The following is a 14,265-nucleotide window of genomic DNA, read 5'->3' as shown; positions in this document are numbered from 1 at the left end:
GGGGCCCGCGCAAGCGATGCGGGCATTTTCATAGGGAGAGCCGGCTAAAGAAAACGCTGTACAGACTGCTGGGATAGCAGCCAAGAGATGCAGCGGGAAGTCCTGCCACGGGATTGCGAAAGCGCCGGACTTCTATGTGACCGGCCGGTCAACGTTTGCCCGGCACCCACGGCACACGTACTGCGGCTCCGCTCACCTCGGGTTGTGCCGCCTGGCCCCCTATGGATGAGGAATTCTTCCCTATGCCCGAAAACCAAAACGACTCCACCTTCGAAGCGGCAGCCGCCGAAACCGCCGCCGTCGAATTCACCGAGGCCGCTGTTCCCGCAGCTGAGCCCGCCCCGGCAGCCGAAGCTTCCGTCGAAGCGCCGGCCGCCCCCGCAGCCAACGCTGAGCAAACTCCCGCAGCCATCGCTGAGGAAGAAGAAGGCATCAAGTTTGCGGACCTCGGCATCGACGGCCGCGTGCTCGCCGCCCTGCAGGACGTCGGCTACGAAAAGCCGTCCCCCATCCAGGCAGCAACCATCCCGCTGCTGCTGGAAGGCCGCGACGTTGTTGGCCTCGCCCAGACCGGCACCGGTAAGACTGCAGCATTCGCAGTACCGGCACTGTCCCGCCTGGCGGAGCTCCACGACCTCAACGGCCCGTCCCGCAAGACCCAGGCCCTGGTGTTGGCCCCCACCCGCGAGCTCGCGCTCCAGGTAGCGGAGGCATTCACTTCCTACGCCAAGCACATTGACGACTTCACCGTCCTGCCCGTCTACGGCGGTTCCGCCTACGGCCCGCAGCTCGCCGGCCTGCGCCGTGGTGCCCAGGTTGTTGTGGGTACCCCGGGCCGCGTCATCGACCACATCTCCAAGGGCTCCCTTGACCTGTCCGAACTCCAGTACCTGGTGCTGGACGAGGCTGACGAGATGCTGCGCATGGGCTTCGCCGAGGACGTTGAGCAGATCTTCCAGCAGACGCCGTCGGACCGCCAGGTTGCCCTGTTCTCCGCCACCATGCCGAGCCAAATCCGCCGCATGTCCAAGCAGTACCTGAACAACCCGGCCGAAATCTCCGTCAAGTCCAAGACCACCACCGGCGCCAATACCCGCCAGCGGTACCTGCAGGTCATGGGCCCGCACAAGCTCGATGCCCTGACCCGCATCCTCGAGGTTGAGGAGTTCGACGGCGTCATCGCCTTCGTGCGCACCAAGATGGCCACCGAGGACCTGGCTGACAAGCTGAAGTCCCGCGGTTTCCAGGCAGCAGCGATCAATGGTGACATCCCGCAGCAGCAGCGTGAGCGCACCGTCGACGCGCTGAAGGAAGGCCGCATCGACATCCTGGTGGCCACCGACGTCGCGGCCCGTGGCCTTGACGTGGAGCGCATCAGCCACGTTGTTAACTACGACATCCCGCATGACACCGAGTCCTACGTCCACCGCATCGGCCGCACCGGCCGTGCCGGCCGTTCCGGCGACGCGATCCTGTTCATGACGCCGCGGGAGAAGTACCTGCTGCGTTCCATCGAGAAGGCAACCCGCCAGCCGGTGGAGCAGATGCACCTGCCTACCGCGGAGACCGTGAACACGCTGCGCCTGGGCAAGTTCGCCGAGAAGATCACCGAGACGCTTGCGTCCGAGGACGTCTCCGCGTTCCGCGACCTCATCGCCTCCTACGAGGAAGAGCACAACGTTCCGGCTGCGGAAATCGCTGCTGCCCTTGCCGTGATGGCGCAGGGCGGCCAGCCGCTGCTGGTCAGGGAACTGCCTGCAGCTCCCGAGTTCCAGAAGCGCGAACGCTCCAAGGACGGTTTCGGCTCCCGCGGACCGACCCGCACGCTCACCGAGGGTAACGCCACGTACCGGATCGCGGTGGGACGCCGCCAGCGTGTCATGCCGGGTTCCATTGTTGGCGCCATCGCCAACGAGGGCGGCATCTCCTCGGCCCAGATCGGCGGCATCGACATCCGATCGGACCACTCCCTGGTGGAGCTGCCGGCGGACCTCAGCCCCGAGCAGCTGCGTGCACTGTCCCGCACGCGGATCGGCGGCGAGCTGATCAACCTTGAGCTGGACAACGGCCGCAAGCCCTCCGGTGAGCGTGGCGCCTACCAGGGCAACCGTAGCGGCGAGCGCGGCGGTTACTCCGGCGGTGGCGACCGTGGGGGCAACTTCAAGGGCACCGGCGGGTTCAAGAAGGATTTCCGCAAGAACGACGGCGAGCGCTCCTCCGCCGACCGCGGCGGTCGTTCGTACAGCGAGCGTTCCGCTGGTGCTGACAGCGGCTCTACCCGCGGCCAGGCCAGCGACTCCCGCTTCGGTGGCCACGGCGACGGCTCACGCAAGCCCCGCCACGGCAACGAGGGCGGACAGCGCGACTTCAACCGCAAGGGCAAGTGGTAAACGTCAGTTAGCCTGACGCGTTCCCCCGGTGGGCCGGCTTTCGAGTCGGCCCACCGGCGTTTAACGCCGCCGTGTCTTACCTACGACGGCGGCTTAGCGGCCACGCGGTGTCCGCTACTTCCGGCCCACCGCTTCTGGGGAGTGTGGGGATCAACACATCCTTGCTCCGCGTCCTTTGGAAGAGGCGCGTAGCCGGTCCGCGTGCGCGGGTTGGCGGGTTTGATTTTCCGTGGTTTTCCGGCGTTTTCCGGCCCTTGGAGGGCAGTTTGGGCGACGGTTTTAGCCCCTGCTGACCTGTGCGGGCGCCGATTTGTTGGTGGTGGAATCTTCCGGTAGAGTATTTACTCGTTGCCCCCCTAGCTCAGTGGTAGAGCGCGTTCTTGGTAAGAACGAGGTCACCGGATCGATTCCGGTGGGGGGCTCTGAATGAGGGCCTGTGTCAAGGCGGTTTTGACCGGCTTGACACAGGTTTTTCTCATTCGTGGCGGTGTAGCTCAGTTGGTTAGAGCGCACGACTCATAATCGTGAGGTCGGGAGATCGAGCCTCCCCACCGCTACAGTTTCAGCAGGTCAGGGGCCTAGAGCCTCTGACCTGCTTCTGGCTTAAAAATGCCCGATCCAACCGAAACCCAACTAATTCAGTCGGTTGAAGCTGCTTGGGCCAGCCGACGCAGTAGCAGCTGCGGGGCAAGGAGCGTCACATAGATCTCCTGATCGATGACCACGGCATATGCCTGATGTCATCCGTCAAGACCAAAACCGCAACTTACGAGGTCTTGGAGCAACAGCAACGCCGCGGCCCTTTCCAGCCCGAGGCACCTGCCCACGTCGGCAAGTGACGCTGTGTTCCTTCCGGGTTGACCGGTACCTGCGACTCCGCGCCAACGCGACGCGCTCACGACCGGTTGTCCACTACACCGCTGACCAGGCTCGTCAACTCGAACCTACCAGCGACGCTGTTCGGCAGCTCAACGAACGCAAGCCCGACCTGCGGGACGTCTTCCTTTGCCACGCCTAGCCGGACCGGAAAGATGCCGCCAAGGAACTCCATGATCACCTTGAAAGCTTTGGTGCATCGGTCTGGTTTAGCGAAAAGGACGTCAGCCTCGGAGAACCACTTACCCGGCGAATTGATCAGGGCCTCCGGGACTCAAAGGTGGGGGTTGTGCTCGTCACTCACGGGATGCTCCAATCGCTGCAAAACCAAGGCATCGCCGACAAAGAACTAGCCGCGCTACTCCGCACGAATCGAGTTATCCCGGTATTGCACGGACTCACGTTTGATGACCTCAATGACGAGAGTCCCTTGCTCGCCTCCCGTGCCGGGCTCTCGACTGCGGAGAACTCGTTGGAGGAGATCGCGGCCATGATTGCTGACACCATTGACCGGTCCGAGGAACGCTCCGAAGCGGAATGATCGCTTTGAGCGACATGCTGGTACCTACCGGCTTTGTGATGAGGACGCCCATGGCAGCATCGGACGTTGCTTGCACAGGCTGAGATAGCATCAGCGGCTCGGCCCGGAGCGTCCCGGACAAACTCCGTGTATTGCTCTTCAAATCCTGGCCGCGTGGAGGCGTGTGCGCCGTAGCGAAGTAACAGAGGCCGATATGATCTGGTGAAGGTGGCTGAAAACCCCATATATCTGCTTTTATCCTTCGTCCGCTCCCGGGCTGACTGTGAGCCCGTTGGGGATAAGAGCGGGAAGGTTTTGCCGAGGTCCCCGGCCTTCTATTGAGTAGAAGGCGTTCCGGTGGCGGGTGACCGTGACATTGGACTTCCTGCTCCTCCGGGGCAGGGCGTAGTTCTTACAGTGGCCGTGGCGAATGAGCGTCGGTGAGTGTCTGGGTGGCTCAGTTCCAGCGGCGTCCCCCTCAGCACAACTGGAACTGAGTCGGTGCCACTACAGGCCGGTCGTGCTTACCCCGTACTCGGCCTGCTCCGGCGTGAAGCCCTCGTAAAGCAGCTGGTCGACCAGTCCGGAACGCGAGAAGGAAGTGTATTCCAGGTAGCTCTTGGCCTTTTTGGCTGCCTGCTCATTCCAGTCGACTGTCACACGGTCCGTAGCCCAGGTCGCATCCTCGGTCGAATACTTCTCGTACTCCAGTTGCGAGATCAGACCGGTGCGCGAGAACGCGGTGTAATCCAGGTAGCTGTCAGCTCTCCGCAGAGCGTTTTGTTGGCTGATCGTCCCTCTCTTGGCAGTAGCTTCAGCCTCAGCAGCAGCCTTGGCAGCTGCTGCGTCAGCGTCAGCTTGGGCCTTGGCGGCAGCGGCGTCGGCTTCAGCTTTTGCCTTGGTGGCCGCATCAGCTTCAGCCTTCTCTATCGCTGCGACGTCAGCGTCAGCCTGGGCCTTGGCAGCGGCGTCAGCCTGGGCCTTGGCAGCGGCGTCAGCGTCGGCCTTGGCGGCAGCGGCGTCGGCTTCAGCTTTTGCCTTGGTGGCCGCATCAGCTTCAGCCTTCTCTATCGCTGCGGCGTCAGCTTCAGCCGCTGCAACGGCAGGATCCTGTGTGGGCGTTGCCGAGGCGGTAGCAGCAGCAGAAGCGGAGGTCTTCGGAGTGGAAACGGATGAGGTGGAGGTTGTGCCAGATCCATCGCGCGTGGCGATGAAGATGATGTTCAGAAGGATGAAACTGCCGGTGACGATCAGGGCGACCTTCTTGTGCCGGTCGTAACCCTCCAGCGGAAGGCCCTGCTTATCGCGGGTTTTGTTGGTCACTACGAGAATGAGGTCGATCAGGGCCCAAATGCCGAGTCCGCCGAAGGTAAGCAGCTTGAGGATGCCGGTTCCGACTTTGCCCAAGTAGAACCGGTCCACGCCGAGAACGCCGAGGAGGAGGGACAGCAACCATGTCACAAGGAAAGACTTGTTGCTCTGTTGCACCTGCCCATAGCCGTAGGTTGGGGGATAGGGGGAGAGGCTGGGGTGGCTCATGAGAGTCCTTTTATAGGACACGTGATCGGCGTGCGTTTGCAAAGAGTGCGGAGATGGACGCGGAGATGGACGCCTCTAGGAGATGCAGCGCCCAAGCGCGGGCTGCAGAGGCGGCAAACCGCTCCAGCCGACAGTAGTAAGCATTGCCGCTTCCCCCGATAGCGTTACGGGCATGGGAGCCCTTAAGGCGGATGCTACACCCTATCGGCGGGGTCGAACCCAAACAGTTTGAAAAAGTTGCGTCTTGGCCTATTTAACAGCGCACAGCGGGATGAATGATTAGTATCAGTGCTTAGGTCCTAGTGCTGCCTGCATAAGTTCCTCAACGAAGGCCGTTCCAAGGTGATATCCGTCTGCCTTCTCGATGAGAAACTTCAGCGTGGCTTCTCGCATAGCACCTACCGTCCGGGAGCTTCGCCAGTCTTGTCGTTCAACCAGTTCCGCGGCCAACTCCGCAACGACGTAGACGGGTCGGCTGCGCAAGGCCGTTGACTGCGGGCGTTTATACATCTTGGCGTGAATACAGCTAGCGCTGTACGTTGGTGACATGGAAACACTCACGCAGGCACCAGTGCTTGCCCGGTTCGGCTATGCGGTCTCGGACCCTACCCGCGCCGCGGTTCTGCTGGCTCTTTCAGATGCTCCCTCCTATCCCTCTGATTTGGCCGATTCCCTGGGCGTAAGCCGGCAGAGCATGTCCAATCATCTGACCTGCTTGCGGGGCTGCGGCCTGGTGGTTGCCGTCCCCGACGGGCGGCGGAGCAGGTATGAGCTTGCCGACGCTCGGCTGGGTCATGCGGTTAGGGACCTGCTCGGTGTAGTTCTGGCCGTGGATCCTGCCTGCTGCGCCCCTGACGGGGAGTGCCTCGTATGACCGCACTGCTGCAGGCTGCAACTTCTCAACGCCGAGCGGTCCTGAACCGCCGTATCCGGCTCTTTGCCGCCGCGACAATCACGTACAACCTTATTGAAGCCGTCGTCGCGCTCTGGGCCGGCAACGTCGCCGACTCTGCTGCCTTGATCGGTTTCGGCCTGGACTCGGTCATCGAGGTGACCTCGGCCCTGGCGCTGTCCTGGCAGTTCTCCGCGAAAGACCCGGAACGGCGTGAGCACCTGACTTTGCGGATCATCGCCATTTCCTTCTTCGCCCTTGCCGCGTTCGTATCCGCCGACGCGGTGCGTGCACTGACGGGCGGGGAAGAAGCCCGGCACTCCACCCCAGGCATCGTGATCGCAGCGTTGAGTCTGGCCATCATGCCGGTCCTGTCCTGGGCCCAGCGCAGGGCAGGGCGGGAACTCGGGTCTCGGACGGCCGTGGCCGATTCCAAACAAACCCTGCTGTGCACCTACCTCTCCGGGGTCCTGCTCGTTGGCTTGGTCCTGAACAGCACCCTGGGCTGGTGGTGGGCCGATGCCGGGGCTGCCCTGATCATCGCCGGGATCGCCGTTCGTGAGGGTATCAACGCCTGGCGGGGAGAAGCATGCTGCGCCCGCCCCCAAACTGACGACGCCCATGGCCATGGCCAAGAGGACGGTGACTGCTGCGCACCCGCAGCCACCACCCCACTCCCAGCAGTGTCAGTGTCGGAAGCTCCTCTGCAGCCGGGGCAGGACAGTGCCTGCTGCGCCGGCTGCCAGGGAAACGCCAAACCCGCGCCGGTGACCCTGACCCTCGGAACGAAACCGGCGGATCAGTGAGCGCCGCCTTCACAGCACGGAACGTCCGGACCGCCATCTGGACCATCCTCGCTGTCCTCCTCACCTTCGGCGTGATCTGGTACGCGGTGTTCACTGCCAACAAGCCAGCGCCCGCAGCGCCTCCGGCCGCCGTCAACGCGCAGCTGGTCAGGGAGGACAGCCACCGCGTCACCAGCCCAACCACTGAGAAAGCCCAGCTGGTCGAGTTCCTGGACTTCGAATGCGAATCCTGCCGCGCCGGCGAACCCCTGGTGCAGGAGCTTAAGAAGGAGTACGGAGACAGGATCACCTTCATACACCGCTACTTCCCCCTCCCTGGGCACGCCAACTCCGGCGTCGCGGCCCTGGCCGTGGAAGCGTCAGCTCAGCAGGGCAAATACGAGCAGATGACTGCCAAGCTCTTCGAAACCCAGCCGCAATGGGGCGAACGACAGGACTCCCAGGCGGGGCTGTTCCGAATCTTCGCCGATGAACTGGGCCTGGACATCAGCAAGTACGACGCTGCCGTTGCAGCCGAGGAAACCAAGGAACGGATCCGCAAAGACCTCGCCGACGGCAAAGCCCTCGGTGTAACCGGAACCCCCACGTTCTTCCTTGACGGCCAAAAGCTCACGCTGAACAGCGAGGAGCAGTTCCGCCAACTCCTGGACGAAGCAGCGCGATAGCCCCGTCATGCCGGCCCAGGTGAACCTCTCCGGCTGCCTGGGGTGCCTGGCGCGGGACCGACTTCAGATTGTCGGCAAAACATCATCTTAGGTACACGCGGAAGCAACCCTGTGCCGACACAATGGGGTCAGGGGGAGCCCTTCAACAAAGAAAAGGACGGGTCATGAACAGCAATGACCAGCTTTTTATCGGTTCTTGTGATGAACTCTCCGCGGGAGATGCCATCGAAGCGTTTTACCGGGGCGCTCTGGTGCACCGCGGGCCGGTCACAGAGGTCGCGTTGGACCGGGGATTGCTCTGGATTCTGGACACTTTGACAGGGAGCCGCCGCCTTCTCGACATGTCGGAACTCGAGATCGTTCGTTTGCCGGCGCACTACCGTGAAGTCCTGGTCGGTGCACCTGGTCGATAGGAATGTGCGCCATTGGCCTGAACAAGAGTGCGTGACAAGTTCTCCGTTTCCCCGTAGTTTTGCCGCAACGCACGGATGGGGAAACGCATGGACTTCTTTGACCAGGTTATGGCCCCGTTCAGATGGCTGGTATCCGTCATCATGGTCGGCTTCCATGATGGGCTGAGCGCCGTTGGTATGCCTCCCGCGAGCGGCTGGACCTGGACGCTGTCCATCATCGGGCTGGTTCTGCTGATCCGCGCGGCCCTGATTCCCGTGTTCCTGAGGCAGCTCGACGCCCAACGCCGGATGCGGCTCCTGCAGCCGGACCTTAAGGCCCTGCAGGAAAAGTACAAGGGCCGAACAGACCAGCTCTCCCGCCAGTCCATGGTGCAGGAGCAGATGGCGTTGTACAAAAAACATGGGACCAACCCCTTCTCCGCCTGCCTGCCCATGCTGATCCAGGTGCCCTTCTTCTTCGCGCTGTACAAGGTTCTCTCCGGCATCAGCACCAGGGCAGCTCAGGGTGAGGGTACGGGCTCCCTGAGCCACGCCCAAGTGGTGCAGTTTGACCAGTCCAGCATCTTCGGCGCCTCATTGACCGCATCAGTGCTGCACGGCGGCAGCGGCGACCACACAGCCGTTATGGTGTTGACCCTCCTGATGATCCTTGCCATGACCGCCGCGCAGGTTGTCACGCAAAGAAGGGTGATGGCGAGGACTGTCCCGTCAGGGGATGCAGAAAGCCCCTTCCTGCGGCAGCAGAAGATGGCACTCTACATTTTGCCGGTGGTGTTCGCACTGGGCGGGGTCTTCTTCCCCATCGGCGTCCTGATCTACTGGACGGTCACCAACGCCTGGACAATGGGGCAGCAGCTGCTCGTCCGGGGACATCAGGAAAGTGGTCCCGCGTAAAAACGAAACCCGCTGGCCTTACCCGGAACCGTACAGACCGGCACAATGGGCCCATGGCCAAGCTCATCTACACCGGCATCGCGTCCCTGGACGGCTACGTCGCAGACCGCAGCGGCAACTTCGACTGGAGCGCCCCCGACGAGGAGGTCCATGGCTTCGTCAACGACCTCGAGCGCGACGCCGGGACGTACCTGCTGGGGCGGCGCATGTACGAGGTCCTGTCCGTCTGGGATACCCTCGGCGGCAGCGGAGACCCGCCCGTGATCCAGGACTACGGGCAGATCTGGCGGGCCGCGGACAAGATTGTCTTCTCCACGACCCTGGACGCGCCGCTGACAGCCAGGACAACGATCCAGCGCGCTTTCGATCCCACCGCCATCCGGCACCTGAAGGAGAGCGCCGAAGGCATCATCGGCATTGGCGGGGCCACCCTGGCTGCTGCCGCGCTCCAGACAGGGCTGGTGGACGAATGCGGCATCTTCCTCAATCCGGTGGCCGTGGGCGGGGGCCTGAGGTTCCTGCCTGAGGGGCTGAACCTGCAGCTCGAACTCCTGGACGAGCGCAGATTCCGCAACGGCGTCGTCTACCTGCGGTACCGGTGCCTCACCTGAGGGCAGAATGGGTCCATGACCCGAATCGCAATCATCGGCGGCCACGGCAAAGTGGCCCTGCATCTTTCCGCCATCCTTACGGACGAAGGCCACAGTGTCACCTCGTTCATCCGCAACCCGGACCACGCGGGCGACGTCGCGCAAACGGGAGCAACTCCGTCGGTCCTTGACATCGAGAATTCGGCGACGGCGGCGATCGCCGGGGCGCTGAAGGGCCACGACGCCGTCGTCTGGTCAGCCGGTGCCGGCGGTGGGAATCCGGCCCGGACCTACGCCGTGGACCGGGACGCGGCCATCCGGTCGATGGATGCCGCAGCGGAGGCGGGCGTAAACCGCTACGTGATGGTGTCCTACCTGGGAGCCCGCAAGGATCACGGAGTGCCGGAAAGCAACGGCTTTTTTGCCTACGCCGAAGCGAAAGCCGCGGCTGACGAATATCTCCGCGCAACCGGCCTCGCTTGGACCATCCTGGGGCCGGGCACCCTGACGGACAGGCCGGGGACCGGGCTGATCGACGTCGACCCCTCGCCGGAGGGCACCGGTGAAACCTCACGGAGCAACACCGCGAGTGTGGCGGCCGCAGTGCTGGACCTCCCGGAAACAGCCGGCAGGACCATCGAATTCCGTGACGGGACCCTGCCCATCGCAGCTGCCCTGCAGCCGTAGCACGTCCTACGCAGGCGGGGCCAGTTCAATGTCCAGGGAGTTTTTCTCCACATAGTCCAGCGCGGCACGGACTGCCCCGACCGTCACCATCGCGTCCCCCAGCGGGGAAACAGCGATGCGCGGGGGAGTGGCTGTAAAAGCGGGCAGGCGCTCGGCGATGGGCCCCAGCAGAACCCCCGCGGAGTTGGCCACCGCGCCGCCGATCACCACCAGCTCCGGGTTGTGCATGGTGGCTACCGTGCCGATGACCCGGGCCAGCCTGTCCGCCAGCCGCTCGAGAATTTTTTGGGCTACGGCATCGCCATCGGCTGCCGCGGTGAAGACATGTTCTGCCTCGGCACCGTTGCCGGCGTCGGCCCGCAGGGACGTCGTGGCTGTGCCTGCCAGGGCTTCCGCGGCCCAGGTCCGGGCCAGGTGGGCGATGCCGTATGTGTCGCCCACACCCTCGACCAGGTCCAGGAAAGCCAACTCGCCCGCGCTGCCCCGGCTGCCGTGCAGCAGCCTGCCGCCGTCGATGACACCGGAACCCAGGCGCTCGCTGGCGAGGATGACCACCACGTCGTCCACTCCGGCGGCCGCGCCCAGCCAGCGGTCCCCGAGCGCAGCCAGGTTGGCGTCGTTTTCCAGCAGCACCGTCCAGCCACGCAGCTCCTTCAGCGACGCGCGGAGGTCGATGTCGAACAGGCCCCAGAATTCCTGCGTTGCGAGCACGTCGCCGTGCCGGTCTACAGGGGCGGCAACACCCGCGCAGACAGCGAGAACCTCCTCCGGGCCTGCGGCGGCTCGGGCCAAGGCGCCCATGGCCACCCGTTCGATGAAGCTGATGCGCTGCGCCGCCGTGAGATCGGCAACATCAAACGGCAGGCTCGACCTCCCCACGGTGTCACCCCGCAGGTCCGCCACCACCGCAGTCACCTTGGAGTAGCCGATGTCCAGGCCCAGGACGACTCCTGCCCGTTCATTCAGCTCAAACCTGCGGGCCGGGCGGCCCTTCTGGTAGTCCCCGAAGGCCCGCTGGTTTTCCAGCTCACGGATCCACCGGCGGTCCTTCAGGTCCTCGCACACCGCGATGGCGGTTGCCCTCGTCAGTCCAGTCGCGTCCATGACCTCAGTGACAGTCACGGCGGCAGCCAGGCGCATGTACTCCAGCACGGCTCCGGCGCTGACCCGCCGCAGCAGGCTGGGAGTGGCTAGGGGCACTTCAGGCATGCTGTTGACCTTTCTGCCGACCGCACCAGATAATACTTGAGGAAGTAAATTTAGAATCAAAATAAATATAGTTCACAAGCAGCAAAGGATCATCCGTTGTCCACCACCGCCACGCTGGCAACCCTGTCCGATTCCGACCGTCTGGCCGATCCGAACTGGTGGCGCCAGGCCTCCGTGTACCAGATCTACCCGCGGAGCTTCGCGGACTCCAACGGCGACGGCATCGGTGATCTCAAAGGCATCACCTCCAAGGTCCCTTACCTGAAGTCGCTGGGGATCGACGCCGTGTGGCTGAGCCCGTTCTACCCATCGGCCCTCGCCGACGGCGGCTACGACGTGGACGACTACCGCGACGTGGACCCCAAGCTGGGCACGCTGGAAGACTTCGACGAGATGGCCAAGGCCCTGCACGACGCCGGCATCAAGCTGATTGCCGACATCGTCCCCAACCACTCCTCGGACCGGCACGCGTGGTTCAGGGAAGCGCTCGCCTCACCCAAGGGATCACCGGCCCGCGACCGCTACATCTTCCGGGACGGCAAGGGCCCCAACGGCGAGTTTCCGCCGTCGGACTGGGACTCCGTTTTCGGCGGCCCCGCCTGGGAGCGCATCACCGAACCGGACGGCACCCCGGGCCAGTGGTACATGCACATCTTCGCCAAGGAACAGCCGGACCTGAACTGGTCCAACCGGGAAATCCGCGAGGACTTCCTCAAGACCCTGCGCTTCTGGTCAGACCGAGGCGTTGACGGCTTCCGGGTGGACGTTGCGCACGCGCTCACCAAGGACCTCACCGAACCGCTGCTCTCCAAGCTCGAACTGAGCGCGGCCAACACCGGGGTGGACGGGTTCGACGACGGCACGCACCCGTTCTGGGACCGCGACGAAGTGCATGAGATCTACGCGGAATGGCGCGAGGTGTTCAACGAGTACAACCCGCCGCGCACCGCCATCGCCGAAGCCTGGGTCCACGCCACCCGCCGCGCCCGCTACGCCAGCCCGCAGGGCCTGGGCCAAGCCTTCAACTTCGACCTGCTGCAGGCAGACTTCGACGCCGCTGAGTACAAGGAAATCATTACCCGGAACCTCGCCGAAGCCGCCGCCACCGGCGCCTCCAGCACCTGGGTGTTCTCCAACCACGACGTGGTCCGGCACGCCACCCGCTACGGGCTGCCCCAGGTGTCCAAGGGCAAGGCCGGCACCAAAGGCCAGGACGGCAAGGACTGGCTGCTCGCCGGCGGTCCCAAGGCGGACCTGGACATCGAGCTCGGCGAACGCCGGGCCCGCGCCGCCACCCTGTTGATGCTCGCGGTCCCGGGATCCGCGTACCTGTACCAGGGCGAGGAACTTGGCCTCCAGGAAGTGGCCGACATCCCGGAATCCGAGCGCCAGGACCCCTCCTTCTTCCGCAACAAGGGCGTGGAAATCGGCCGCGACGGCTGCCGCGTTCCGCTGCCCTGGAAGGTTGAAGGAACGTCCTTTGGCTTCGGCGACGGCGGTGCCCACCTGCCCCAGCCTGACTGGTTCAGCAAGTACGCCGTTGAGGCGCAGGACGGCACCAACGGTTCCACCCTGGAGCTCTACCGCGCCGCCCTGAAGCTGCGCCGCGAACTGCAGACCGACGAAGAGCTGGAATGGGTCGAGACCGGCACCGCGGAGGTCCTGCACTTCCGGCGCCCCAACGGCTGGCAGTCAGTGACCAACTTCGGGGACACCGCCGTCGACCTTCCGGCAGGCAAGGTCCTGGTCAGCAGCGCCCCCCTCGAGGACGGCAAGCTGCCAGCCAACACCACCGCATGGCTGCGCTGATGTCCCCATGCCTTCCGGGGCGGGGAGCCTGATGCAGGAGCTGATCTATGGCTGCATGGGCCTGGGTGGCAGCTGGTCCGACGAGCCGCATGCCAGCGAGCATGTGGACGAGGCCGCTGCCGCCGTGGAGGCCGCGCTGGATGCAGGCATTACGCTGTTTGACCACGCGGACATCTACCGCAGCGGCAAGTCGGAAGCTGTTTTTGGTGAGGTGCTGGCCGCCACGCCGGGGCTTCGGGACCGCGTTCGGCTGCAGACCAAGTGCGGGATCCGGCTGAACGAGCGCGGCCTGCAGACGCACTACGACCTCAGCCGGGAGGCCATCCTGGAGCGGGTCAACGAAAGCCTGAAGCGGTTGCGGACGGACTACGTGGACATCCTCCTGCTGCACCGCCCGGACCCTCTGGCGGACCCGGCCGAGGTGGCCGCCGCCGTCGGGCAGCTGATGGCGGAAGGCAAGGTCCGGCAGCTGGGCGTGTCCAACATGTCCGGGGCGCAGATCGAGGTGCTGCAGGACCGGCTGGAGACGCCGGTGGTGGCAAACCAGCTGGAGATGAGCCTGCTCAAACGGGCATGGCTGGAAAGCCAGGTGCTGGTCAACCATCCCGAGCATCTGGACTACAGCTTCCCGCACGGCACGCTGGAATACTGCACCCGAAACTCGATCACCCTTCAGGCCTATGGCTCACTGGCCCGCGGCCTGTATACGGGGGCGGAACCGGATAGCCCGACGTCGGCCGAAGCCGCAACCGCGGAACTGGTGTCTGAACTGGCCGGGAGGTACGGCAGCTCGGGCGAAGCCGTGCTGCTGGGATGGTTGATGAAGCACCCGGCGGGCATCGCCCCGGTGATCGGAACGGTCAACCCCGGACGCATCCGTGCGTGTGCGGACGCTGCCCGCGTGGCACAGGCGATGAGCCGGGCCGAGTGGTACCAACTGTGGGTGACGGCCCGGGGCAGCAACATCCCCTGACC

13 protein-coding genes, 2 tRNA genes and 1 pseudogene are annotated in these 14,265 nt (G+C 64.3%); 13 read left to right on the top strand and 3 right to left on the bottom strand.

The window, feature by feature from the left end; translation table 11 throughout:
- Nucleotides 1–242: 242 nt before the first annotated feature.
- The 3 genes from M1D93_RS14195 (at nt 243) to M1D93_RS14185 (ending at nt 2,947) form a co-directional block, all read left to right on the top strand.
- The gene (locus M1D93_RS14195) at nt 243–2,390 is read left to right on the top strand and encodes a DEAD/DEAH box helicase (RefSeq protein ID WP_461172121.1); all 2,148 of its coding nucleotides are present in this window, start codon (nt 243–245) and stop codon (nt 2,388–2,390) included.
- Nucleotides 2,391–2,740: 350 nt separating this feature from the next.
- Nucleotides 2,741–2,812: transfer RNA gene (locus M1D93_RS14190), tRNA-Thr, on the top strand.
- A 61-nt stretch (nt 2,813–2,873) separates the two neighbouring features.
- Nucleotides 2,874–2,947, top strand: a tRNA-Met gene (locus M1D93_RS14185).
- A 338-nt stretch (nt 2,948–3,285) separates the two neighbouring features.
- Here M1D93_RS14185 and M1D93_RS14180 read toward each other — a convergent pair.
- Complete coding sequence (locus M1D93_RS14180; protein ID WP_461172120.1) at nt 3,286–3,447, bottom strand: hypothetical protein; 162 nt, start codon at nt 3,445–3,447, stop codon at nt 3,286–3,288.
- 30 nt (nt 3,448–3,477) lie between these two features.
- On the opposite strand from M1D93_RS14180, the pseudogene M1D93_RS14175 reads away from it, so the two are divergent.
- Nucleotides 3,478–3,807 (top strand): annotated as a pseudogene (locus M1D93_RS14175) (hypothetical protein); the annotation flags it as partial.
- 486 nt (nt 3,808–4,293) lie between these two features.
- Here M1D93_RS14175 and M1D93_RS14170 read toward each other — a convergent pair.
- Nucleotides 4,294–5,325, bottom strand: coding sequence for an Ltp family lipoprotein (locus M1D93_RS14170; RefSeq protein WP_461172119.1), 1,032 nt, complete (start codon nt 5,323–5,325; stop codon nt 4,294–4,296).
- Nucleotides 5,326–5,872: 547 nt separating this feature from the next.
- Here M1D93_RS14170 and M1D93_RS14165 point away from each other — a divergent pair.
- From M1D93_RS14165 to M1D93_RS14135, 7 genes are all read left to right on the top strand, one after another.
- Nucleotides 5,873–6,199, top strand: coding sequence for an ArsR/SmtB family transcription factor (locus tag M1D93_RS14165; protein WP_461172118.1), 327 nt, complete (start codon nt 5,873–5,875; stop codon nt 6,197–6,199).
- The gene (locus M1D93_RS14160; RefSeq protein ID WP_461172117.1) at nt 6,196–7,023 is read left to right on the top strand and encodes a cation diffusion facilitator family transporter; all 828 of its coding nucleotides are present in this window, start codon (nt 6,196–6,198) and stop codon (nt 7,021–7,023) included. Before M1D93_RS14165 ends, M1D93_RS14160 begins: the two co-directional genes overlap by 4 nt.
- Complete coding sequence (locus tag M1D93_RS14155; protein WP_461172116.1) at nt 7,020–7,688, top strand: DsbA family protein; 669 nt, start codon at nt 7,020–7,022, stop codon at nt 7,686–7,688. The genes M1D93_RS14160 and M1D93_RS14155 overlap by 4 nt, the downstream gene beginning before the upstream one ends.
- Before the next feature lie 164 nt (nt 7,689–7,852).
- Nucleotides 7,853–8,101, top strand: coding sequence for a hypothetical protein (locus tag M1D93_RS14150; protein ID WP_461172115.1), 249 nt, complete (start codon nt 7,853–7,855; stop codon nt 8,099–8,101).
- An 87-nt stretch (nt 8,102–8,188) separates the two neighbouring features.
- Nucleotides 8,189–8,995, top strand: coding sequence for a membrane protein insertase YidC (yidC, locus tag M1D93_RS14145; protein WP_461172114.1), 807 nt, complete (start codon nt 8,189–8,191; stop codon nt 8,993–8,995).
- 53 nt (nt 8,996–9,048) lie between these two features.
- Entirely contained in the window at nt 9,049–9,606 is a 558-nt protein-coding gene (locus M1D93_RS14140; protein WP_461172113.1) for a dihydrofolate reductase family protein, read from the top strand.
- 15 nt (nt 9,607–9,621) lie between these two features.
- Nucleotides 9,622–10,272 carry an SDR family oxidoreductase gene (locus tag M1D93_RS14135; RefSeq protein WP_461172112.1) on the top strand — a complete coding sequence of 217 codons (651 nt, stop codon included), beginning with the start codon at nt 9,622–9,624 and terminating at the stop codon, nt 10,270–10,272.
- A gap of 6 nt (nt 10,273–10,278) precedes the next feature.
- Here the strand turns inward: M1D93_RS14135 and M1D93_RS14130 are convergent, their stop codons facing one another.
- Nucleotides 10,279–11,481, bottom strand: coding sequence for an ROK family protein (locus M1D93_RS14130; RefSeq protein WP_461172111.1), 1,203 nt, complete (start codon nt 11,479–11,481; stop codon nt 10,279–10,281).
- Between the two features lie 96 nt (nt 11,482–11,577).
- On the opposite strand from M1D93_RS14130, the gene M1D93_RS14125 reads away from it, so the two are divergent.
- Nucleotides 11,578–13,290: a glycoside hydrolase family 13 protein gene (locus M1D93_RS14125; RefSeq protein ID WP_461172110.1), complete on the top strand. Its 1,713-nt coding sequence runs from the start codon at nt 11,578–11,580 to the stop codon at nt 13,288–13,290.
- 31 nt (nt 13,291–13,321) lie between these two features.
- Nucleotides 13,322–14,263, top strand: coding sequence for an aldo/keto reductase (locus tag M1D93_RS14120; protein ID WP_461172109.1), 942 nt, complete (start codon nt 13,322–13,324; stop codon nt 14,261–14,263).
- Nucleotides 14,264–14,265: the final 2 nt, after the last annotated feature.

The organism is Arthrobacter sp. Z1-9 (genome assembly GCF_054792695.1).
Note: the sequence above shows the minus strand (reverse complement) of the source record. Positions and strands in the feature narration are given on the sequence as shown.

Excerpts from the sequence above, each read along its gene's own strand:
- M1D93_RS14195 (WP_461172121.1), top strand. The coding sequence starts at position 243 with ATGCCCGAAAACCAAAACGACTCCACCTTCGAAGCGGCAGCCGCCGAA.
- M1D93_RS14170 (WP_461172119.1), bottom strand. The coding sequence starts at position 5,325 with ATGAGCCACCCCAGCCTCTCCCCCTATCCCCCAACCTACGGCTATGGG.
- M1D93_RS14165 (WP_461172118.1), top strand. The coding sequence starts at position 5,873 with ATGGAAACACTCACGCAGGCACCAGTGCTTGCCCGGTTCGGCTATGCG.
- M1D93_RS14160 (WP_461172117.1), top strand. The coding sequence starts at position 6,196 with ATGACCGCACTGCTGCAGGCTGCAACTTCTCAACGCCGAGCGGTCCTG.
- M1D93_RS14150 (WP_461172115.1), top strand. The coding sequence starts at position 7,853 with ATGAACAGCAATGACCAGCTTTTTATCGGTTCTTGTGATGAACTCTCC.
- yidC (WP_461172114.1), top strand. The coding sequence starts at position 8,189 with ATGGACTTCTTTGACCAGGTTATGGCCCCGTTCAGATGGCTGGTATCC.
- M1D93_RS14140 (WP_461172113.1), top strand. The coding sequence starts at position 9,049 with ATGGCCAAGCTCATCTACACCGGCATCGCGTCCCTGGACGGCTACGTC.
- M1D93_RS14135 (WP_461172112.1), top strand. The coding sequence starts at position 9,622 with ATGACCCGAATCGCAATCATCGGCGGCCACGGCAAAGTGGCCCTGCAT.
- M1D93_RS14130 (WP_461172111.1), bottom strand. The coding sequence starts at position 11,481 with ATGCCTGAAGTGCCCCTAGCCACTCCCAGCCTGCTGCGGCGGGTCAGC.
- M1D93_RS14120 (WP_461172109.1), top strand. The coding sequence starts at position 13,322 with ATGCAGGAGCTGATCTATGGCTGCATGGGCCTGGGTGGCAGCTGGTCC.